The sequence below is a fragment of the Nocardia sp. NPDC050793 genome, assembly GCF_040654065.1.
GTDB lineage: Bacteria > Actinomycetota > Actinomycetes > Mycobacteriales > Mycobacteriaceae > Nocardia.
The window spans coordinates 33749-59149 of the sequence record NZ_JBFAHG010000010.1 but is presented as its reverse complement, the minus strand read 5'-3'; the positions used below and the strand labels follow the sequence as shown (position 1 = coordinate 59149).

Here is a 25401-nt window from a genome sequence, read left to right as displayed (position 1 = left end):
AGCCGATCGGACACGGACTGCGCCACCAACCACCCGAAGTCTCGGGGGTCGGCACACAGCTTTCGTACGCCTCACATAGCCACCGCCTCTGTGAGGCGTTCAAACAACTGTGGTGAACGGCGAGGCAGCGCCGCGCCTATGCGGAATGGCGAGGCCAATCCTCAGTCCCCACAACATATTTCGCAGCCCACTGCAATGGCTTCGGAGCCTCGATCGACCCCGCTACTGCACCCGAACCGTGCTGGCCCAAGAACATACCGGCAACCCACTGGACGCTCCCTGGGCGGCAACGGTTCCACCGAAAACGGCGGCAGGCCCCGGCGATGCTGGTAGAGAAGGCGAAGCGGGCTGTGCGCCACGGTGTGTCCGGACCGTGTCGCGGACGAGCCTCCCGCCGATCGGGTCTCGTGCCGGGAAGGGCCCTGGACGAAATCCGTCCGAGGCTCGCACCGTGTGCTCGGTCGCGCTGTGAGAACCGCTACACCGAATCCAGCAAACTCGACTCGAACGCCCTGCCAGGCGTGATGTTCCGACGCTATGGATCTTGGTTGGTCGCTCAGGGTAGGCGCGGGTAGATTGTTCCGGTGGTCAGCGAGAAACATCCCGGCTCTGCCGGTCGGTGGGTAGTGGGCGCGGTCGGGCCCATGTAACAAGATCGGCCATCTGGACAGATAGTGCCAGTGAACATTTTTGCTTGATTGATATGAGAACTGAACCCGGGGACGCAGGCGCCACGCTGTGAAAGGTGAGCGTCCTGTCCGGGTGTCGTCGGGGAGCGCTTGCGTGGTGTTCCGGAAGCGAGGTTACGGTTGGACCGGCTGGATTTCGGCGGGAACGGCGAAGCTGGTGGCGAATTCTTCCCGCTGTCGCCCGCACAGCTGGGCATCTGGTACGCCCAGCACGTCGATCCGCAGGTGCCGATCAATATCGCGCAGTACGTCGACCTGCGCGGTGACCTCGACGTCGCCGCGCTGGAGCGTGCCAGCCGCGCGGCCGCGCTGGAGCTCGGCTCCGGCTACCTGAAGGTCGTCGAGCGCGACGGTCAGCCGTTCCAGACCGTCGACACCACGCAGGACTCCACGCTGGAGTACGTCGATCTGCGCGAGGCCGCCGATCCGGAAGCCGCCGCACTCGAGTGGATGCACGCCGAGTACAGCCGCCCGCTGAACATCGTCGGCGATCGCCTGATCCGTGCCGCCGCCCTGCGGCTCGAGGATTCCCGCTGGTTCTGGTACTCGCGGGCGCACCACATCGTGCTGGACGGCTTCGGCGCGATGACCTTCGTCACCAGGATCGCCGAGCACTACACGGCCGCGGTGAACGGCGTCGAGCCGAGCCCGGCGAAGGCCGCCGATCTGAAGTCGCTGCTCGAGTCGGAGCTCGACTACCGCGCCAGCGCCCGCTTCCAGTCGGACAAGGAACACTGGGCCGAGCGGGTCGCCGGTCTGGAAGAAGGTTCCAGCCTGGCCGGTCGCTCCGCGCCGCCCGCCCCGGTCAACGGGGTCTCCAGCGCCGCGCTGTCGACCGAGCAGGACGCGCTGCTCGCCGAGGCCGTCGCCCGGCACGACAACTCGCCCGCCGGCCTGCTCATCGCCGGTTTCGCGACCTACCTCGCGCAGCTGACCGGCGCCGAGGACGTGATCCTCAGCCTCCCGGTGACCGCGCGCACCACGGCGACCATGCGCCGCTCCGGCGGTGTGGTCTCCAACATCGTGCCGCTGCGGTTGCGGGTCGGGCACGACACGACCGTCGCCGATTTGCTGAAGTCGGTGCAGGTCGAGGTGTCGGGCGCGCTGCGCCACCAGCGCTACCGGCACGAGGACATCCGCCGCGACGCGGCGGGCGACGGCATGGTGACCACGGAGTTCTTCGGCCCGTGGGTGAACATCATGCTGTTCCACAGCGAGATGAAACTCGGCCCGATGGTCGGCCAGCTGAACGTGCTGTCCACCGGCAGCATCGAGGACCTCGGCGTCAATTTCTATCAGTCGGTGGCGGGCACCCGTTCGCACATCGACTTCGAGACCAACCCGAACCTCTACACCGCCGACGAGGCGCGCGCCCATCACGGCCGGTTCCTGGAGTTCTTCCAGCGGTTCCTGGCCGCCGATGCCGAGGCGCGGGTCTGGGACCTGCCGGTGACCACGGCCGCGGAGCGTGAGACCACGCTCATCGAGTGGAACGACGCCGAACAGGACGTTCCCGACACCACGTTGGCGGCGTTGCTGGACGCGCAGATCCCGCTGACTCCCGACAACATCGCCCTCGATTTCGAGGGCGAAACGCTGACCTACGCCGAGTTCGGCGCGCGGGTCAACCGGTTGGCGCGTTTCCTGATCGCCGACGGCGTGGGCCCGGAGTCGCTGGTGGCGCTGGGTATGCGGCGTTCGCTGGAGCTGGTCATCGGCATGCACGCGGTGCTCAAGGCCGGTGGCGCGTACGTGCCGATCGATCCGGATCATCCGGCCGATCGCACGGCCTACATTCTGGACTCGGCCGATCCGGTGTGCGTGCTGACGGTGTCGCACGACGAGCTGGAGTTGCCGGAGTCGGTGCGGCGGGTGGAGATCGACACCCTCGATGTGTCGGAGTTCTCCGACGCGCCGGTGACCGATGCCGATCGGCTGGCGCCGTTGCGTCCGGCCAACACCGCCTATGTCATCTACACCTCGGGTTCGACGGGTCGGCCCAAGGGTGTGGCGGTCACTCATCACGCGATCGTCAACCAGCAGCTGTGGATGCTGGACGAGTACCGGTTGACCGCGGCCGATGTGTACTTGCAGAAGACCGCGACCACGTTCGACGTGTCGCTGTGGGGTTACTTCCTGCCGTTGATGGTCGGCGCGAAGCTGGTCGTCGCCGCGCCCGACGGGCATCGCGATCCGCTGTACGTGGCGCAGATGATCGAGCGGCACGGCGTGACGGTCACCGACTTCGTGCCTTCGATGCTGACGGTGTTCGTCGCGCACGCCACCGCCGAGCAGTGCGCGACGCTGCGCGCGGTGTTCGTGATCGGTGAGGCGTTGCCGCCGGAGACGGCCGCGGGCTTCCGCGCGATCACTTCCGCGGGCCTGCACAACCTGTACGGCCCCACCGAGGCCGCGGTCTCGGTGACCTACTGGGAGGCCACCGCCGCCGACACGGTGACCGTGCCGATCGGCATCCCGGAGTGGAACGTCGAGGTCTACGTGCTGGATTCGCGGCTGCGTCCGGCCGCGATCGGCGCTCCCGGCGAGCTCTACCTGGGCGGACGCCAGCTGGCCCGCGGTTACCGCGGCCGCCCCGACCTGACCTCGGATCGGTTCGTGGCCAACCCGTTCGGCACGAACGGTGAGCGCATGTACCGCACCGGCGACCTGGTGCGGTGGAGTCCCGCGGGGACGTTGGAGTACATCGGTCGTACCGACTTCCAGGTGAAGTTCCGCGGTCAGCGTATCGAGCTCGGTGAGATCGAGACGGTGACGCTTGCTCATCCCGCGGTGAGTCAGTCGGCGGTGTTGGTGGTCGATACCGCGACCGGTCAGCAGCTGGTGGCGTATGTGGTGCCGGGGCCGGGTCTGTCGATCGATCCGGTGGAGCTGACGCGTTTCGCGGCCGAGCAGTTGCCGAGCTATATGGTGCCCGCGTCGGTGATGGTGTTGGACGCGTTCCCGCTCAACACGTCCGGCAAGCTGGATCGTAAGGCGTTGCCGGAGCCGGTGTTCGCCGCGGATGCGGGGTATCGGGCGCCGCGGACGCAGGCCGAGCAGATCGTGGCGGGGATCTTCGCCGATGTTTTGAGCCGCCAGCAGATCGGCATCGACGACAACTTCTTCGATCTGGGTGGTAATTCGCTGGTCGCGACGCAGGTGGTGTCGCGGATCGGTGCGGCGTTCGGCACGCAGATCGGTGTGCGGGCGTTGTTCGAGACTCCGACGGTGGCCGGTATCGCCGCGCGCGCGGAGGCCGCGGGCCCGGGTGAGGTTTCGCGTCCGCCGTTGGTGGCCCAGCAGCTGCCCGCGCGGGTGCCGTTGTCGCTGGCGCAGCAGCGGATGTGGTTCATCAACCAGTTCGATCCGGCGGCGCCGACCTACAACTTGCCGTTCGTGGTGCGGTTGCGCGGGCATGTCGACGTTGCGGCGTTGAAGGCCGCGCTCAACGATGTGATGGCGCGCCAGGAATCGCTGCGCACGGTGTTCCCGGAGTCCGGTGACGGCGGGTATCAGCAGGTCGTTCCGGATGACGAGATCAATTTGGCGATCTCGGTGCAGGCGATCGATGAGTCCGAGCTGGCCGGTGTGCTCACCGAGTTCGCCAGCTCGGGCTTCGATGTGGCGCGTGAGTTGCCGATCCGGGTGCGGATCTATCAGGTGACGGGCGGGTCGACCAACGGAACGCCCGATCACGCGGTCGCTTTCGTGGTGCATCACATCGCGGCCGACGGCTTCTCCTTCGGTCCGCTCTCGCGTGATGTGGCCAGCGCGTATCTGGCGCGCGCCGCCGGTGAGGCTCCCGCGTGGGCGCCGCTGCCGGTGCAGTACCAGGACTACAGCATCTGGCAGCGCGAACTGCTCGGCTCCGAGGCCGATCCCGGCTCGATGGCCGCCCGCGAGATCGCCTACTGGCGACGCCAGCTCGGCGGCCTGCCCGACCAGCTGGACCTGCCCACCGATCGGCCGCGTCCGCCGGTGCAGAGCTTCCGCGGCAGCACGGTGCGTTTCGACATCGACGCCGAATTGCACACCGCCCTAGCGGGTTTGGCGCGCACGCAGGGCGTCAGCCTCTTCATGGTCGTGCACGCCTCGCTCGCGGTGCTGCTCGGACGCCTTTCCGGCACCAGCGACATCGCGATCGGCACCCCGATCGCGGGCCGTGGCGAGCAGGCGCTCGACGACCTGATCGGCATGTTCGTCAACACCCTCGTGCTGCGCTCCGACGTGGACAGCGGGCAGCAGTTCACCGACTTCCTCACGCGCACAAGGGAAACCGACCTTGCGGCGTTCGCCTACGCCGACGTGCCGTTCGAGCGACTCGTCGAGGTGCTCAATCCGACTCGCTCGCAGGCCAGGCATCCGCTGTTCCAGGTGATGCTCTCCTTCCAGGAGATGGCGCACGGCGCGCTCGAGCTACCCGGTCTCTCGGTGACCGCCACCGAGCTCGAGGTCGACATCGCCAAATTCGACCTGCAGTGGACCATCACCGAGGAACGCGGCAGCAACGGCGAGCCCGGCGGCATGACCGCGGCGGTGCAGTTCGCCACCGACATGTTCGACGCGGAGACGGTGACCTCGTTCGCCGAACGCTTCGTGCGTGTCCTGCGCAGCGTCGTCGCCGATCCCGCGGTCGTGGTCGGCGAGATCGATGTGCTCGCCGCCGACGAGCGGCTCGCCGTCTCGCGAGACTGGGTGTTCTCCGGCGCCGACGGCGGCACGGGCCGTTTCGCCGATCCCGACGCCTCCTTGGTCGCGCTGTTCGATCAGGCGGTCGCCGCCTACCCCGATCGAGTCGCGGCGCGCTTCGGCGCGGAGTCGCTGACCTACGCCGAGCTCGATCGGCGCGCGAATGTGTTGGCGCGCAGGCTGATCGCCGATGGCGCGGGTCCGGAGTCGCTGGTCGCGGTGATCCTGCCGCGCTCGATCGAACTGGTCGTCGCGCTGCTCGCGGTGGTGAAGACCGGCGCGGGCTACGTGCCGGTGGACCCGACCTATCCGGCCGACCGGATCGCTTACGTGCTGTCGGATTCGCGTCCGACCAGCGTCGTCATCGACTCCTCCGTCGACGTGGCCGTTCCGGACGAACTGCCCACCGTGGTGTTGGACGAATTCGCCTCCGACGCCACCGATTTCGCCGACACCCCGATCACCGACGCGGACCGCTCCGCGCCGCTGAACCCCGGCAACGTCGCCTACGTGATCTACACGTCGGGTTCGACGGGTCGTCCGAAGGGTGTGGCGGTCGCGCATCGGAATGTGGTGCGGCTGTTTGCGAATACCGATCGTGATTTCGGTTTCGGTCCGGATGATGTGTGGACGTTGTTCCACTCGTATGCGTTCGACTTCTCGGTGTGGGAGTTGTGGGGTCCGCTGCTGTTCGGCGGGACCGTGGTGGTTGTTGACTACTTCACCTCGCGGTCGCCCGAGCAGTTCCTCGAGCTGCTGCGCGAGGAGCGGGTGACCGTCCTCAATCAGACTCCGTCGGCGTTCTATCAGCTCGCCGAGGCCGACCGCGCTGCGGGACCAGTCGGCCCGCCGCTGTCGCTGCGCTACGTAGTGTTCGGCGGTGAAGCTCTCGAGCTGCGTCGTCTGTCGGATTGGGTTGCCCGCCATGGCGCTCCGTTGGATGGCCGCTCCGCAAGCTCCGCGGCTGGGTCTCCGGTGTTGGTGAACATGTACGGCATCACCGAGACCACGGTGCACGTGTCCTTCCGTGCGCTGGACGCGGCGACCATCGAGGCTGCTTCCGGCAGCATCGTCGGCCGCGCCATCTCCGGGCTCGGCGTCTACGTCCTGGACAACCGGCTGCAGCCGGTCCCGGTCGGCGTCGTCGGCGAAATGTATGTCGCCGGACCGCAATTGGCGCGCGGCTATCTCGGCCGCCCCGACCTCACCACGGCCCGCTTCGTGGCCAACCCCCTCGCCGACGCCGCCACCGCGGGCTCGCGCCTGTACCGCTCGGGTGACCTCGCGCGCTGGAACCGCTTCGGCGAACTCGAATACCTCGGCCGCGCCGACGACCAGGTCAAGGTGCGTGGTTTCCGCATCGAGCTCGGCGAGATCGAAGCCGCCGTCCTCGAACAGCCCGGCATCGCCCAGGCCGCGGTCATCGTGCGCGAGGACCAGCCCGGCGGTCAGCGCATCGTGGCCTACGTCGTCGCCGAACCCGGCGCCGAGCTCGACCTCGACGAGGTCCGCCGCACCGCCTCCGACCGGCTGCCCGCCTACATGCTGCCCTCGGCCTTCATGGCCCTGGACGCGATCCCGCTGACCGTCAACGGCAAGCTGGACCGCCGCGCCCTGCCCGCGCCGGTTTTCGAGGTGCGCGAATTCCGCGCGCCAACGACACCGATCGAGGAGATCGTCGCCCAGGTCTTCGCCGACGTGCTCGACCTGCCAAGGGTCGGCGTGGACGACGACTTCTTCGACCTCGGCGGCAACTCCCTCATCGCCACCCAGGTCGCCTCCCGCGTCGGCATCGCCCTTGACACCCGCGTCCCGGTGCGCATGCTCTTCGAGGCGCCCACCGTCGCCGCACTCGCCGCCCGCGTGGAATCGCAGGCGGGCGACGGCGCGCGCAAGGCGCTGGTCGCGCGCGAGCGGCCCGACGAGGTGCCGCTGTCGCTGGCTCAGCAGCGCATGTGGTTCCTCAACCGCTTCGACACCTCCTCGGCGGTCAACAACATTCCGGTCGCCATCCGGCTCTCCGGCGAACTCGACGTCGCCGCACTGCAGGTCGCGGTCATCGACGTCATCGATCGGCACGAGTCGCTGCGCACGGTCTTCCCGGAGACCGAAGGCGGCCCCATGCAGGTCGTCCTCGACGCGGCCCAGATCGTGCCCGACCTGACGCCGTACCGGGTGACCGAGGAGACCCTGCTCGAGCACCTGATCGACCTGGCCACCATGGCCTTCGACGTGACCAGCGAAGTGCCGCTGCACGCACGGCTTTTCGAGATCAGCGAGTCCGAGTACGTGCTCGGCATGGTGGTGCACCACATCTCCGCCGACGGCTGGTCGATGGGTCCGCTCTCGCGCGACGTCATCGTCGCGTACGCGGCGCGCACCACGTGGGAAGCGCCGACCTGGGCCGAATTGCCGGTCCAGTACGCCGATTACGCGCTCTGGCAGCGCGAGATCCTCGGCTCGGAGGACGACCCGCGCTCGCTGATCTCCAGCCAGATCAGCTACTGGACGCGCGAGCTCGCCGACCTGCCGGACGAGCTGGTGCTGCCGTCCGATCACCCGCGTCCCGCGGTCGCCTCCTACCAGGGTGGCACCTACGCGTTCGTGATCTCCGGCGAAACCCAGCGCGCCCTGGTCGAATTGGGTCGCCGCTACAACGCCTCGCTGTTCATGGTCATGCACAGCGCCCTCGCCGTGCTGCTGGCGCGGGCAAGCGGCACCTCCGACATCGCCATCGGCACGCCGGTCGCGGGCCGCGGTGAGGCCGCGCTGGACGACCTGATCGGCATGTTCGTCAACACCCTTGTGCTGCGTACCGAGGTGGACGGCGCGGGTACCTTCGCCGAGCTGCTCGACCACGCCAGGGACACCGACCTGCAGGCATTCGCCCACTCCGACGTGCCGTTCGAGCGGCTCGTCGAGGTGATCAACCCGGCCCGGTCGCAGGCGCGGCACCCGCTGTTCCAGGTGATGCTGGCCTTCCAGAACACCAAGCAGGCCACCCTGCAGCTGCCCGGCCTCTCGGTGCACGGCGTCGACTACGACGCCCGCCTGGCCAAGTTCGACCTGCAGCTGACCCTGCAGGAGACCCAGGACGAGCAGGGCGAGGCCGCGGGCATGTCGGCCGAGTTCTCCTACGCCCTGGACCTTTTCGACGAGTCGACGGTGGCCGGTTTCGCGCGCCGCCTCGACCGGATCCTCGCGGCCGTCATCGCCGACCCGGACGTGCCGATCGGCGATATCGATCTGCTCGCCCCCGAGGAGCAGGCGCAGGTCCTGGTCGACTGGAACGACACCGCCAACGCGGTGCCCGCGGAGACGCTGGTCTCGCTGTTCGACGCGCAGGCGGCGGCGAGCCCGGACGCGATGGCGCTGGTCTACGAGGACGAACAGCTCACCTACCGCGAGCTCCATGAGCGCGCCAACCGCATCGCCAGGGAGCTGATCGCCTCCGGCGTCGGCCCGGAATCGCTGGTGGCGCTTGCCATGCGGCGTTCGACCGAGCTGGTCGTCGCGATGTACGCGGTGCTCGAGACGGGCGCCGCCTACGTGCCGCTCGACCCCGATCAGCCCGCCGACCGCATCGGCCACATTCTCGACACCGCGCGGCCCAGCCTGCTGCTGACCACCCGCCGCGACGGGTTCGTCACCGACGACGCGGTCGCCTCCCGGTACGTCGAGGATCTGCCCGCCTCCGCGCAGACCTCCGGCGCGCCGATCACCGACGCCGAACGGGTGCGCCCGCTGCGGCCGGGGAACACCGCCTACGTCATCTTCACCTCCGGCTCGACCGGCCGGCCGAAGGGCGTGGCGGTCAGCCATGCCGCGATCGTGAACCGCCTGCTGTGGATGCAGCACGAGTACCCGATCGGCGCCGACGACGCCGTGTTGCAGAAGACCCCCGCCACGTTCGACGTGTCGGTGTGGGAGTTCTTCTGGCCGTTGCAGACCGGCGCGCGGCTGGTCATCGCGAAGCCGGACGGCCATCGCGATCCCGTGTACCTCGCGCAGATCATCGCCGAACAAGGCATCACCACGGCGCATTTCGTGCCGTCGATGCTGTCGGTGTTCGTCTCGACGCTGGGTAACTCGACACCGGGCGAGCAGAACGGGAACACCGCGGCACTGCCCGACTCGCGCCTGCGCCAGGTGTTCGCCTCGGGTGAGGCGTTGCCGGCGCCGACGGCGCAGCGGTTGCGTGAGCTGACCGGTGCGCGTGTGCACAACCTTTACGGCCCGACCGAGGCCGCTGTCGACGTCACCTACCACGAGGTGATCGACGCCGACGAGGTGTCGGTGCCGATCGGCCGTCCGGTGTGGAACACGAAGGTGTTCGTGCTGGATTCGCGCCTGCATCCGGTCGCGCCGGGTGTCGCGGGTGAGCTGCATCTCGCCGGCGATCAGCTGGCGCTGGGGTATCTGGGTCGCAGCGATCTGACCTCGGATCGTTTCGTCGCCAACCCCTACGGTTCGGCTGGTTCGCGGATGTATCGCACGGGTGACTTGGTCACCTGGACCGAGCAGGGTGAGCTGGAGTACTTGGGCCGCACCGACTTCCAGGTGAAGTTGCGTGGTCTGCGTATCGAGCTGGGTGAGATCGAGGCGGCGCTGCTGGCGCAGTCCGGTGTCGCGCAGTCGGTGGTCGTGGTGCGCTCGGATCAGCACGCCGGTGATCAGCTGGTGGGTTACGTTGTCGCCGAAGCGGATTCCGTCATCGATCCGGCGATGGTGAAAGCGCGCCTTTCCGCGTCGCTGCCCGGGTACATGGTGCCCGCCGCGCTGGTCGTGCTGGACGCCTTCCCGGTCAACGCGTCCGGCAAGCTGGACCGCAAGGCGCTGCCCGCGCCGGTCTTCGAGGCCAAGAGCTTCCGCGCGCCGTCCACGCCGATCGAGGAGATCGTCGCGGACATCTTCGCCGATCTGCTCGGCGTCGCCCGTGTCGGCGTCGACGACGACTTCTTCGAGCTCGGCGGCAACTCGCTCGTCGCCACCCAGGTCGCGGCGCGGCTGAGCAAGGCGCTGGACGCCGAGGTCGGCGTGCGCACGCTCTTCGAGGCGCCCACCGTCGGCGCGCTGGCCGCCCGGGTCGAATCGCACGCGGGCACCGGTGTGCGCCAGGCGCTCAGCGCCCGCACCCGCCCGGAGTATCCGCCGCTGTCGCTCGCCCAGCAGCGCATGTGGTTCCTCAACCGTTTCGACCTCGGCACCGAGCCGGGCGCGGCGGCGGGCACCTACAACATCCCGGCCGCCGTCCGGCTGCGGGGCCTGCTGGATCTGAGCGCGCTGCGCGGTGCGCTCGGCGACGTCATCGCACGGCACGAGTCGCTGCGCACCGTGTATCCGTCGCACGAGGGCGTCCCGTACCAGCGGGTGCTGCCGTCCATCCACGCCATCCCGGAACTGGACCTCGTCGAAGTCGACGAGACCGAGATGTACGGCGCGCTCTACGAATTCGTGAACCGCGGCTTCGACGTCACCGCCGAACCGCCGGTGCGGCTGCGCATCTACGAAGCAGGCGAGCGCGACTACGTGCTCGCGGTCGTGGTGCACCACATCGCCGCCGACGGCTTCTCCATGCGGCCGCTGGTGCGCGACCTGATGACCGCCTACGTGGCGCGCACCTCGAACTCCGAGCCCGGCTGGCCGCCGCTGGCCGTCCAGTACGTCGATTTCGCGCTCTGGCAGCGCGAAACCCTCGGCGACGAGGACGATCCCACCTCGCTCATTTCCGAGCAGCTCGACTATTGGCGCGAGGCGCTGGCCGATCTGCCCGACGAGCTGCGCCTGCCCGGCAAGCCGCGCCCGACCGTGGCCTCCTACCAGGCGGGCACGCACCGCTTCCGTGTACCGGGCGAGCTGATCGACGAGCTGAACCGGGTCGCGCACGCGAACGGCACCACGCTGTTCATGGTGGTGCACAGCGCCTTCGCGACGCTGCTCTCGCGCCTGTCCGGCGCCGACGACATCGCCATCGGCATCCCGGTGGCAGGCCGCGGCGAGCAGGCGCTCGACGACCTCGTCGGCATGTTCGTCAACACCCTGGTGCTGCGCACCCAGATCGACACCGCCGCTTTGTTCACCGATCTGCTCACCCAGGTCCGGGAACGCGACCTGCAGGCGTTCGCGCACGCGGACGTGCCGTTCGAGCGGTTGGTCGAGGTGCTCAACCCGGCCCGCTCGCAGGCGCGGCACCCGCTGTTCCAGGTGATGCTCTCGTTCCAGAACATGGGCCGCACGTCGCTGGAGCTGCCCGGCCTCACGGTGTCCGAACTGGGCATCGATCAGCCGACGGCCAAGTTCGACATGCAGCTCACGCTGAGCGAGGTGCCGGGCGGCGCGTCCGAGATGGACGCCGAACTCGTCTACGCCACCGACCTTTTCGACGCCGCCTTCGCGGGCGCTTTCGGCGCCCGGTTCCTGCGCGTGCTGCGCGGGATCGCCGCCGCGCCGTCGACCGCGATCGGTGACATCGAGCTGCTCGACGCCGCCGAGCGCACGCTGGTGCTGAAGCAGTGGAACGACACCGAATTCGCGGTGGACGCGGCGCTCGCCTCGCCCGTTGGCGACGACGCGGCCACCCTGGTCGCGCTGTTCGAGGCGCAGGTCGCGCGCACCCCGGACGCGATCGCGCTCACCTTCGAGGGGACGAGTCTGTCCTACGCCGAGTTCGCGAGCCGGGTGCACCGCCTCGCGCGCTGGCTCAAGCAGAACGGCGTCGGCCCGGAATCGTATGTCGCCCTTGGCATGCGTCGCTCGCTGGACCTGCTGGTCGGCATGTACGCGGTCTCCGCCGCCGGTGGCGCGTACGTGCCGCTCGACCCGGACAACCCGGTCGAGCGCATCGAGCACATCCTCGAGACCGCGGGCCCCGTCTGCGTGCTGACCTCCGGCGCGGATCTCGGCGTCGCGCTGGCGCGCCAGGTGCGCATCGATGAGCTGGATCTGTCGGCCTACTCCGATGAGCCGCTCACCGACGCGGACCGGCACCGGCCGTTGCGCACCGGCAACACCGCCTACGTGATCTTCACGTCGGGTTCCACCGGTCGCCCGAAGGGTGTCGCGGTCTCGCACGCCGCGATTATCAACCGCCTGGTGTGGGGTCACGCGCAATACGGCCTCGCCGCCGACGACGTGGTCCTGCAGAAGACCCCGGCCACCTTCGACGTGTCGGTGTGGGAGTTCTTCTGGCCCTTGCAGGTCGGCGCCCGCCTGGTGATCGCCAAGCCGGACGGCCATCGCGACCCGGCCTACCTCGCCCAGCTGATCATCGAGGAGCAGATCACCACGGCGCACTTCGTGCCGTCGATGATGTCGCTGTTCGTCGTGGAGCCGCGCGCGGCCGAATGCACCGGTCTGCGCAACGTCTTCGCTTCCGGCGAGGGCCTGCCCGCGGTCACCGCGCAGCGTCTGCGCGAGCTGACCGGCGCACGACTGCACAACTTGTACGGCCCCACCGAGGCAGGCGTCGAGGTGACCTTCCACGAGGTCACCGACGCCGACACCGTCACCGTGCCGATCGGCGCTCCGGTGTTCAACACCCAGGTGTACGTGCTGGATTCGCGCCTGCGGCCGGTGCCGGTCGGCGTGCCAGGCGAGCTGTACCTGGCGGGCGCGCAGCTGGCGTACGGTTACGTCACCCGTCCCGATCTGACCACCGAGCGCTTCGTCGCCGACCCGTTCGGCCACGGCGTGCGCATGTACCGCACCGGCGACCTGGTGGCCTGGACGCCCGCCGGTGAGCTGGAGTACCTGGGCCGCACCGACTTCCAGGTGAAGCTGCGCGGTCTGCGCATCGAGCTCGGTGAGATCGAGGGCGCGTTGGCCGCGCTGGACGAGGTCTCGCAGTCGGTGGTCGTGGTGCGCACCGACGAGCGCACCGGCGATCAGCTGGTGGCCTACCTCATCGCGCAGCCTGGCACGGCCATCGATATCGAGCGAGTCAAGTCCGCGCTCGCCACCCAGCTGCCCGCCTACATGGTGCCCGCGGCCTTCGTGGTGCTCGACGCGTTCCCGCTGAACACCTCGGGCAAGCTGGACCGCAAGGCGCTGCCGGAGCCGACGTTCGAGGCCAAGGTCTTCCAGGCGCCGGTCACCCCGGTGCAGCAGATCGTGGCCAGCGCGTTCGCCGACGTGCTCGGTATCGAGCGGGTCGGCCTGGACGACGACTTCTTCGCACTCGGCGGCAACTCGCTGGTCGCCACCCAGGTGGCGGCCAGGCTCGGCGAGGCGCTGGACACCCAGATCCCGCTGCGCACCCTGTTCGAGGCGTCCACGGTCGCCGCGCTGGCCGCCAAGGTGGAGTCGGCCACGGGCTCGGGCGCCAAGGCGCCGCTGGTCGCGCAGCCGCGGCCCGAGCTGGTGCCGCTCTCGCTGGCGCAGCAGCGGATGTGGTTCCTCAACCGCTTCGACAACCGCACCGCGGTGAACAACATCCCGGTCGCCATCCGGTTGACCGGCAGGCTCGACGCCGTCGCGCTGCAGGCCGCGATCCGCGACGTGATCGCGCGCCACGAGGCGCTGCGCACCGTCTACCCGGAGGTGGAGGGCGAGGGCTACCAGCGCGTCGTGCCCGCCGACGAGGTGCGCTTCGACCTGGCGACGGAGTGGGTGCCGAGCACCGAACTGCCTTCGCGCATCGTCGAACTCGCGAGCGTGCACTTCGACGTGACGAGCGAGGTCCCGTTCCGGGCCGACCTGCTCACGGTCGACGAGCGCAGCCATGTCGTAGTGCTCGTGATGCACCACATCAGCGCCGACGGTTTCTCGCTGCGTCCGCTGTTGCGCGACGTGGTGGTGGCCTACACCGAGCGCGCGGGCGGGGAAGCGCCCGGTTGGGCGCCGCTCGACGTGCAGTACGCCGATTACGCGCTGTGGCAGCGCGAGGTTCTGGGCTCCGAGGACGACGCGGAGTCGGTGGCGGCCAAGCAGATCGCCTACTGGACCGAGCAGCTGCGGGATCTGCCGGATCAGATCGAGTTGCCCGCGGATCGGCCGCGTCCGGAGGTCGCGTCGAACGTCGGTGGGCTGCACGCGTTCTCGGTGGACGCGGAGCTGCATCGCGCGCTCGAGGAGGTGGCGCGCGCGCACGGGGTGACGTTGTTCATGGTCGTGCACGCGGCGTTGGCGTCGTGGGCGGCGCGGTTGTCCAACAGCACCGATATCGCGATCGGTACGCCGATCGCGGGTCGTGGCGAGCGTGCGCTGGATGATCTGGTCGGCATGTTCGTCAACACGTTGGTGTTGCGCAACGAGATCGATCTGGGCGGGAAGTTCAGCGATCTGCTCGAGCAGGTGCGGCGCACGGATCTGGCGGCGTTCGCCAACGCCGACGTGCCGTTCGAGCGGTTGGTGGATGTGCTGAGCCCGGCGCGTTCGCAGGCGCATCATCCGCTGTTCCAGGTGGGTCTGACTTTCGAGGCGGCCTCGGCCGCCGACATGGGCACCGTCGCGCTGCCCGGCTTGGATCTGGATGTCATCGAGTTCGACGCGGGCACCGCGAAATTCGATGTGCAGCTGACCGTCGGCGCGGCCCGCGATGGTGGGCTGGCGATGTCGTGGAACTACGCGAGTGAGTTGTTCGACCCGGAGACGGTCGCCTCGTTCGCCGATCGTCTGGTGCGAATCCTGCGCGGTGTGGCCGAGGACCCGTCGGTGGTCGTCGGTGACATCGATCTGCTGGGTGAGGCCGAGCTGCTGGATGTTTCGCAGCGGTGGGTGTCGGCGGGCGCGGATGCCGGTGTGGGCCGGTTCGCCGAGCCCGGGGTGACGTTGGTCGAGTTGTTCGATCAGATGGTCACCGCGCATCCGCATCGGATCGCGGCGCGTTTCGGTGCCGACTCGCTGAGTTATGCGGAGCTGGATCGGCGCGCGAATGTGTTGGCGCGCAGGCTGATCGCCGATGGTGCTGGGCCGGAGTCGCTGGTCGCGGTGATTCTGCCGCGGTCGCTGGATCTGGTGGTGGCGCTGCTGGCGGTGGTGAAGACCGGTGCGGGTTATGTGCCGGTGGATCCGACCTATCCGGCCGACCGGATCGCTTACGTGCTGTCGGATTCGCGTCCGACCAGCGTGGTCCTGGACTCCACGGTGGAGGTCGAGATCCCGGCGGGTCTGCCCTCGGTGGTGCTCGACGGGTTCGCGGTGGAGACCGGCAACGTTGTCGACGCCGACGACGCGCCTGTTACCGACGCCGATCGCCGGGCCGCGCTGACCCCCGACCATGTCGCCTACGTGATCTACACGTCGGGTTCGACGGGTCGTCCGAAGGGTGTGGCGGTCGCGCATCGGAATGTGGTGCGGCTGTTTGCGAATACCGATCGTGATTTCGGTTTCGGTCCGGATGATGTGTGGACGTTGTTCCACTCGTATGCGTTCGACTTCTCGGTGTGGGAGTTGTGGGGTCCGCTGCTGTTCGGCGGGACCGTGGTGGTTGTGGACTACTTCACTTCGCGTTCGCCCGAGCAGTTCTTGGAACTGTTGCGCGACGAGCGCGTGACGGTGCTGAACCAGACCCCGTCGGCGTTCTACCAATTGGCCGAAGCCGACCGCAATGCCGCCGCCGATGCCGCGCCGCTGTCGCTGCGGTACGTGGTGTTCGGCGGTGAAGCTCTCGAGCTGCGCCGTCTGTCGGATTGGGTTGCCCGCCACGGTGCTCCGTTGGATGGCCGCTCCGCAAGCTCCGCGGCTGGGTCTCCGGTGTTGGTGAACATGTACGGCATCACCGAGACCACGGTGCACGTGTCCTTCCGTGCGTTGGACGCGGCGACCATCGAGGCTGCTTCCGGCAGCATCGTCGGTCGTGCGATCGCGGGCCTGAAGGTGTATGTGCTCGACAACCGGCTGCGTCCCGTGCCGGTCGGTGTCGCGGGCGAAATGTATGTCGCCGGACCGCAATTGGCGCGCGGCTACCTCGGTCGTCCCGACTTGACCGCCGCCCGTTTCGTGGCCGACCCGCTGGCGACCCGGGATGATTCGGGTTCGCGCCTGTACCGCTCGGGTGACCTGGCGCGCTGGAACCGCTTCGGTGAGCTGGAGTACCTGGGCCGCGCCGACGATCAGGTCAAGGTGCGTGGTTTCCGCATCGAGCTCGGTGAGATCGAGGCCGCGGTGCTCGCCCAGCCTGGCATCGCCCAGGCCGCGGTCATCGTGCGCGAGGATCAGCCCGGCGGCCAGCGGATCGTGGCCTACGTCGTCGCCGAACCCGACGTGGTTCCCGACCTGGACGTGGTGCGTTCCGGTGCCGCCGAGCGGCTGCCGTCCTACATGGTGCCCTCCGCGCTGGTGCGCCTGGAATGGATTCCGCTGACCGTCAACGGCAAGCTGGACCGTCGCGCGCTGCCCGCGCCCGCCGCCCAGGCCAGGGCGTTCCGCGCCCCGGTGACGCCGGTGCAGGAGACGGTGGCCGCCGTGTTCGCCGAGGTGCTCGACCTGCCAAGGGTCGGCGTCGACGACGACTTCTTCGACCTCGGCGGCAACTCGCTCATCGCCACCAGGGTGGTGTCCAGGATCGGCGCCGCGCTCGGTACCTCGGTGCCGGTGCGCACGCTGTTCGAGGCGTCCACCGTGGAAGCCCTTGCCGCACGAGTGGAATCGCACACGGGCGGCGACGGCAGGGCCCCGCTGGTCGCGCGCAAGCGCGCCGCCGACGAACTGGTGCCGCTGTCCTACGCGCAGCAGCGCATGTGGTTCCTGAACAAGTACGACACCTCCTCGGCCGCCTACAACCTGCCGATCGCGATCCGGATGTCCGGCGCGCTCGACATCGAGGCGCTGCGACTGGCAGTGGCCGACGTGGTGCGCAGGCACGAATCGCTGCGCACCCGCTACCCAGAGCACGGCGGCACGCCGGTGCAGGTGATCGTCCCCGCCGAGGAGATCGCGCTCGATCTGCACCCGGTCGCGGTGCCGTCCGCCGAGCTGATCGCTGCGGTGACCGAGTTCGTCACCGCGGGATTCGATGTGGCCGAACAGGTTCCGCTGCGCACCCGGCTGTACGCCGCGGGACCGGACGAGCACGTGCTCGTCGTGGTGGTACACCACATCGCCGCCGACGGCTTCTCCATGGGGCCGCTGACCCGCGATGTCATGCTGGCCTACACGGCGCGCACCCAGGACAGCGCGCCCGGCTGGTCGCCGCTCGCGGTGCAGTACGCCGATTTCGCGGTCTGGCAGCGCGAGGTCCTCGGTTCCGAAGACGACGCCGACTCGCTGCTCGCGCGTCAGGTGGCCTACTGGCAGCGCGCATTGGACGGCGTGCCGGACGAACTGGCGCTGCCCGCCGACCGCCCGCGTCCCGCGATCGCCTCGCACCGCGGCGCGACGCTGCACCACCAGCTGCCCGGCGAGCTGATCGCCGCGCTCGACGAGATCGCCCGCGGCAGCGGCGCTTCGCTGTTCATGGTCATGCACAGCGCGCTGGCCGTGCTGCTGGCGCGACTGTCCGGCGGCGACGACATCGCGGTCGGCACGCCGATCGCGGGCCGCGGCGAGCAGGCGCTCGACGACCTCGTCGGCATGTTCGTCAACACCCTGGTGCTGCGCACCGGCATCGACAACGGCGAATCCTTCACCGACCTGCTCGATCGCGTCCGCAGGACCGACCTCGACGCGTACGGCAACGCCGATGTGCCGTTCGAGCGCCTGGTCGAGCTGCTCGCGCCGGAGCGGTCGCAGGCGCGCAACCCGCTGTTCCAGGTGATGCTGGCCTTCCAGAACCTGGAAAGGACCGCGCTCGAGCTGCCCGGTCTCTCGGTGTCCGCGCTCGATCTCGAAGAGAACGTGGCGCGCTTCGATCTCCAGTTCACGCTGTCGGAGAACGACGCGGTAGCGGGCAACGGCGTCGCGGGCATGACCCTGGCGCTGACCTACGCCACCGAGCTGTTCGACGAGTCGACCGCGCGGGAGATCGTGGACCGCTTGGTCCGCGTGCTCATCGCCGTCGCGGCCGATCCGGCCGTCACGGTCGGCGCCGTCGACGTGCTCGACGCGGCCGAGCTGGCCGATCTCGTCGCGCGCACCGGCGCTCCCGCGGTGCCCCCGCGCACGCTGCCCGAGCTGCTCGCCGAGGCGGCGGCACGCGACCCGCAGGCACCGGCGGTGGTGTTCCAGGGGACAACTCTGTCCTATGCCGAGCTGGACGAACGCTCGAACCGCCTGGCCCGCTTGCTGATCGCCGAGGGCGTCGGCGCTGAGGACCTGGTCGCGGTCGGTGTGCCGCGTTCCGCGGATTCGGTGTTCGCCGCGTGGGCGGTGTCCAAGACCGGCGCCGCGTTCGTGCCGGTCGACCCGAACTACCCGGCCGAGCGCATCGCGCACATGGTCACCGATTCCGGTTCGCCCGTCGGCCTCACGGTCGCCGCGGTGCGGGACGGTCTGCCGGAGTCGGCGCGCTGGCTGGTGCTCGACGAGCTCGAGCTGGACGGCTTCGACGGCGGTCCGATCACCGACGCCGACCGGATCCGCGCGGTGCGTCCGGAGCATCCGGCCTACGTCATCTACACCTCCGGCTCCACCGGTGTGCCCAAGGGTGTCGTGGTGACGCACGCGGGTCTCGCCAACTTCAGCGCCGAGCAGATCGAGCGCTACGGCCTGGACTCCGGTTCCCGCGCACTGCATTTCGCCTCGCCGAGCTTCGACGCCTCGATCCTCGAGCTGTTGCTCGCGGTGGGCGCGGGCGGCGCGCTGGTCGTGGTGCCGCCGGGCGTGTACGGCGGCGAGGAGCTGTCCGAGCTGATCCGCGGCGAGCGGGTCACACACGCGTTCATCACCCCGGCCGCGCTGGCCACCTTCGACCCGAGCGGCCTGGACACGCTGCGCGTGCTGGTCGCGGGCGGCGAGGCGTGCCCGCCGGAGCTGGTCGCGAAGTGGGCGGTGCCGCTGGACGAGAGCGGCGCGCTGCGCGCGTTCCACAACGGCTACGGCCCGACCGAGACCACCATCATGACCAACATCAGCGATCCGCTGGTGGTCGGCGAGACGGTGACCATCGGCGGACCGATCCGCGGCATGCGGTCGCTGATCCTGGACGCCCAGCTCAGGCCCGTTCCGGTGGGTGTCGCGGGTGAGCTGTATCTGTCGGGCATTCAGCTGGCGCGTGGCTACCACGCCCGCGCGGGCCTGACGGCCGAGCGGTTCGTGGCCAACCCGTACGTCGACGGCGAGCGCATGTACCGCACCGGTGACGTGGTCCGCTGGACCCGGGCGGGCGAGGTCGAGTACGTGGGCCGCTCCGACTTCCAGGTGAAGGTCCGCGGTTTCCGCATCGAGCTCGGCGAGATCGACGCCGCGCTCGCGGCGCACGAGACCGTCGACTTCGCAGTCACCGTCGGCCACAAGAACACCGCTGGCGCGGTGTCTCTGGTGTCGTACGTGGTTGCCGCGCAAGGACATTCCGTCGACGTCGCGGCACTCACCGCGCACGTCGAGGACCGGCTGCCCGCCTACATGGTGCCTTCGTCGATCATGGTGATCGACCGGGTGCCGCTGACCCCGGTCGGCAAGCTGGACCGCAAGGCGCTGCCGGAGCCGGTGTTCGCGACAGAGGTCGTGTTCCGCTCCGCGCGCACCCCGGTCGAGCAGATCATCGCCGAGGTGTTCGCCGAGGTGCTCGGCGTGCAGCGGGTCGGCGTCGACGACTCGTTCTTCGCGCTCGGCGGCGACAGCATCGTCTCGATCCAGCTGGTCTCGCGCGCCAAGGCGCGCGGCGTGGTGTTCACGCCGCGGCACGTGTTCGAGCAAAAGACGGTCGCGGGCTTGGCTTCGGTTGCCGAGACCGCCGACGCGGCGGCTCCCGCCGTCGCGGCGCTGGCCGAATTGCCCGGCGGCGGTGTCGGTTCCATGCCGCTCACCCCGGTGGTGCGGTTCATGGCCGAGCGCCCCGGTTCCTTCGGCCGGTTCAACCAGACCCTCGCGCTGGAGCTGCCGCTCGGCATCGACCGCGCCGGCATCGCGACGACCGTCGGCGCGGTGATCGACCGGCACGACATGCTGCGCTCGCAGCTGCACCGCGACGGCGGCGACTGGGCGGTGCGCACCGCGGAGCCCGGCGACGTCGACGTGGACGCGCTGATCGAACGGGTCGAGTTCCCGACCGCGGCCACCGACGCCGAACTGCTCGACATCGCCTCGGCCGCACTGGATTCCGCGCTGGACCGGCTGGACCCCGCGGCCGGTGTTGTGGTGCGGTTCGTGTGGCTCGACCCCGCCGACGGCGGCCGGATGGGCCGTCTGATCGTGGTCGCCCACCACCTGGTGGTGGACGGCGTCTCCTGGCGCATCCTGGTGCCCGACTTCGTCGCGGCATGGGGCCAGCTGACCGCGGGCCAGCGGCCCGAGCTGGTTGCTCCCGCGACCTCGATGCGAGCCTGGGCGCACGCGTTGCAGCGCGAAGCCGAAAGCCCTTCGCGGGTAGCCGAACTCGGCTACTGGCGTGCCGTGACCGACACCCCCGATCCGCTGCTGACCGCGCGTCCGATGGACCCCGCGGTGGACGTCTCCGGCGCGATCGAGAAGGTTCAGGTCGAGGTCTCCGCCGAGGTCACCAAGGCGCTGCTCACCACGGTGCCCGCGCTGTTCCACGGCGGCGTGAACGACGGCCTGCTCACCGCGCTCGCCCTGGCGACCGCGAAGTGGCGGTCGGGCCGGGCGGGCGCGCGCACCGACGACGCGCTGCTGATCCGCCTGGAAGGCCACGGCCGCGAGGAAGACGTCGTGCCCGGCGCCGACCTGTCGCGCACGGTCGGCTGGTTCACTGCCATCTTCCCGGTGCGGCTCGACCTGACCGGCGTCGACGTGGACGCCGCGCTCGCGGGCGGCGCGGAGCTGTCCAAGGCCGTGAAGGCGGTCAAGGAGCAGCTGCTTTCGGTGCCGGACAAGGGCATCGGCTACGGCCTGCTGCGCTACCTGAACCCGCGCACCGCCGCCGAGCTGCCCGCGCAGCTGCCCGGCCAGGTGAGCTTCAACTACCTGGGCCGCGTCTCCGACAGCGACGTGCCGGAGGCGCTGCGCGGCTTCGGCTGGACCCCGGCGCCGGAACTCGGCGCGCTCGGCGGCGCCTACGACGCCGACATGCCCGCCATGGCCCCGCTGGACGTCAACGCGATCGTGGTGGGCGACAAACTCACCGCGAACATCGGCTTCCCGGCCACCTTGCTCGACGCCGCCGAGGTGCGCGAGTTCGCCGAGCTGTGGATCGCCGCGCTGGAAGCGGTTGCCCGGCACGCGAATTCGACCGGTACGGGCGGGCACACGCCGTCCGACTTCGCCCTGGTGCGCGCGAGCCAGCGCGACATCGAGGTCTGGGAGCGACGTTTCCCGGCGCTGTCCGACGTATGGCCGCTGTCCGCGCTGCAGGCGGGTCTGCTCTTCCACGCCCGCCTCGCCGCGAGCTCGGTGGACGTCTACACCGCGCAGGCGGTGCTGACCCTCACCGGTCGGGTCGACGCGGCCCGGCTGCGGGCCGCCGCGCAGGCGCTGGTGGACCGCTACGAGAACCTGCGCACCGCGTTCGTCAGCGACAACGACGGCAACCCCGTGCAGGTGGTGCTCGACAGCGTGCGGGTCGCGTGGGCCGAGCACGACCGGACCGCGACCGGATCGGCCGCCGACCTGATCGAGGCCGACCGCATGCGCCGGTTCGACCTCGACGCGCCGCCGCTGATCCGCTTCACGCTGATCCAGGTGGAGGACCACCGCTGGCAGTTCGTGGTGTCCAACCACCACATCCTGCTCGACGGCTGGTCGATGCCGCTGCTCATGCGCGACCTGCTCGTGCTCTACGCGGTGCACGCCGACGCCAGCGCGCTGCCCGCGGTGCGCTCCTACCGGCACTTCCTGGAATGGACCGCGCGCCAGGACCATTCGGCCTCGCTGGCCGCGTGGTCGGCCGCGCTGCGCGGGGTGAGCGAGCCGACGCTGCTCGCCCGCCCCGACGCCGGTCGCGAGATCACCGCGCTGTCCGGCGAGTACCTGTTCGACGTCGACGAGGCGGCGACCGCGCGGCTCACCGCGCTGGCGAGTTCGCTTGGTGTCACCCCGAACACGGTGCTTCAGGTGGCTTGGGGCATCCTGGTCGGCCGCATGACCGGCACCGAGGACGTGCTGTTCGGCACCACCGTCTCGGGTCGCCCGGCTCAGCTGTCCGGCGTGGAATCCATGGTGGGTCTGTTCATCAACACCGTCCCGGTGCGGGTGCGCTTCGATCCCGCGGAGTCCGCGCGCGACCTGCTGACCCGCACCCAGGGCGAGCAGGCCGACCTGCTCGACCACCACTACATCGGGCTGGCCGACATCCAGTCCGCCGCGGGCGTCGGCGCACTGTTCGACACCCTCGTGGTGTTCGAGTCGTACCCGGTGGACGCCGACGGCATCCGCGCCCAGGCCGCCGACATCGACGGCATGGCGGTGGCCGACCTGGAGGCCGCCGACGCCACGCACTACCCGCTGACGCTGATCGCCCAGCTGGATTCGCGCCTGCGCATCCGCGCCGGCTATCTGCGCGACCTGTTCGACGAGCAGACCGTGCGCCGCATCGCCGACCGCCTGGTCCGGGTGCTCGCCGCCGTCACCGCCGATCCCGGCGTTGCCGTCGGCGACATCGAGCTGCTCGACACCGCCGAGCGCGAGCTCGTGGTGTCCGGCTGGAACGAGACCGCGCACGAACTCGACGCGGCGGCGACGCTGGTGTCGAAGTTCGAGGCGCAGCTGGCCGAGACGCCCGCGGCGACCGCGCTGACGTTCGAGGGGACAAGTCTCACTTACGACGAGTTCGCGGGACGGGTCTATCGCCTGGCGCGCTGGCTCATCGAACGCGGCGTCGGCCCGGAGTCCGCGGTGGCGCTCGGCATGCGGCGCTCGATCGACCTGGTCGTCGGCATGTACGCCGTCACCGTCGCGGGCGGCGCGTACGTGCCGCTCGACCCGGATCACCCGGCCGAGCGCACGGAATACATTCTCGCCACGGCCGATCCGGTGTGCGTGCTGACCTCGGGCAGCGACCTGGAGATCGACACCGCGCAGGTGCGCATCGATCTGCTCGACCTGTCCGGTGTATCCGAGGCGCCGGTGACCGACGCCGAACGCCGTGCCCCGCTGCGTCCGTCGAACACCGCGTACGTGATCTTCACGTCGGGCTCGACCGGTCGCCCGAAGGGCGTCGCGGTCTCGCACGCGGCGATCGTCAACCGCCTGGTGTGGATGCAATCCGAATACGGGCTCACCGAGTCCGACGCGGTGCTGCAGAAGACGCCTGCCACGTTCGACGTGTCGGTGTGGGAGTTCTTCTGGCCCTTGCAGATCGGCGCGCGCCTGGTGGTCGCCAAGCCGGATGGCCACCGCGATCCGGCGTACCTGGCCGAGGTCATCGCGACCGAACGGATCACGGTCACCCACTTCGTGCCGTCCATGCTCGCGGTGTTCGTCGCGGATGCCGCCGCGGCCCGCTGCGACGCGCTGCGCATGGTCTTCGCCTCCGGTGAGGCGTTGCCGCCCAAGCCCGCGCACCGCCTGCGCGAGCTGACCGGCGCCGAACTGCACAACCTGTACGGCCCGACCGAGGCCGCGGTCGACGTCACCTATCACCGGGTGACCGCGGCCGACACCGACACCGTGCCGATCGGCGCCCCGGTGTTCAACACCCAGGTGTACGTGCTGGATTCGCGGCTGCGCCCGGCGCCGGTGGGCGTCGCGGGCGAGCTGTACCTGGCAGGCGTCCAGCTGGCGCGCGGCTACGTGGCGCGGCCGGATCTGACCGCCGATCGTTTCGTGGCCAACCCGTTCGCCGACGGACAGCGCATGTACCGCACCGGTGACCTGGTGGCATGGACGGCCGACGGTGAGCTGGAATACCTGGGTCGCACCGACTTCCAGGTGAAGCTGCGCGGTCTGCGCATCGAACTGGGCGAGATCGAGTCGGCGCTCACCGCGCTGGACGAGATCGCGCAGTCGGTGGTCGTGGTGCGCGGTGATCAGCGCACCGGCGATCAGCTGGTGGCCTACGTGGTCGCCGCGTCGAACGCGCGTGTCGACGGCGACGTGGTGCGCGAGGACCTCGGCAGGCAGCTGCCCGCCTACATGGTGCCCGCGGTGATCGTGGTGCTCGACGAGTTCCCGCTCAACGCCTCCGGCAAGCTGGATCGCAAGGCGCTGCCCGCGCCGGTTTTCGAGGCCGCGGTGTTCCGCGCGCCGACCACGCCGGTGGAGGAGATCGTCGCGCGCACCTTCGCCGACGTGCTCGGCCTCGACCGGGTCGGCCTGGACGACGACTTCTTCGCGCTCGGCGGCAACTCGCTCACCGCCACCCAGGTGGCGGCGCGGCTGTCCGCGGCGCTGGAGACCGATCTCGGCGTCCGCGAGCTGTTCGAGGCCTCGACCGTGGCGGCCCTCGCCGCGCGCACCGAGTCGAAGGCAGGCGCGGGCGCCAGGTCGGCGCTCGTCCCGCAGCGGCGGCCCGAGCGGGTACCGCTCTCGCTGGCGCAGCAGCGCATGTGGTTCCTCAACCGGTTCAACATGGGCGGCACGGCGGCAGAGCACAGCGCGGCGGCCGCGGCCGACAACATTCCGGCGGCGGTGCGGCTCTCGGGTCTGCTCGACCGGCAGGCATTGCAGGTCGCGGTGGCCGACGTGCTGGCACGGCACGAGTCGCTGCGCACCTACTACCCGGAGATCGGCGGCGTCGGCTACCAGCAGATCGTCCCGACCGGCCAGGTGATCCCTGATCTCTCGCCCATCGACATCACCGAAGACGAACTGCCACAGCGCCTTTCCGAGGTGGTGCTGACCGCCTTCGACGTCACCGCCGAGGTGCCGTTCCGGGCGAGCCTGTTCGAGATCAGCCCCACCGAGCACGTGCTCGCGCTCGTGGTGCACCACATCTCGGCCGACGGCTTCTCCATGGGGCCGCTGACCAGGGACGTGATGATCGCCTACAGCGCCCGCGTGGACGGCGAGGAGCCCGCGTGGCGTCCGCTCGAGGTGCAGTACGCCGACTACGCGCTGTGGCAGCGCGCGGTGCTCGGCGCCGAGGACGACC

Annotated in this window: 1 protein-coding gene (running past one end of the window); it reads left to right on the top strand. The window is 69.8% G+C overall.

Translation table 11 applies throughout. The features are described from left to right. Positions 1-809 precede the first annotated feature (809 nt). A protein-coding gene (locus AB0H50_RS28435) for a non-ribosomal peptide synthase/polyketide synthase (RefSeq protein ID WP_357458434.1) crosses the window boundary here: on the top strand, positions 810-25401 show its 5' portion. Its footprint extends 12599 nt past the window's final position; 24592 of the gene's 37191 nt are visible here — the first part of the coding sequence; it begins with the start codon at positions 810-812; the stop codon falls past the right edge of the window.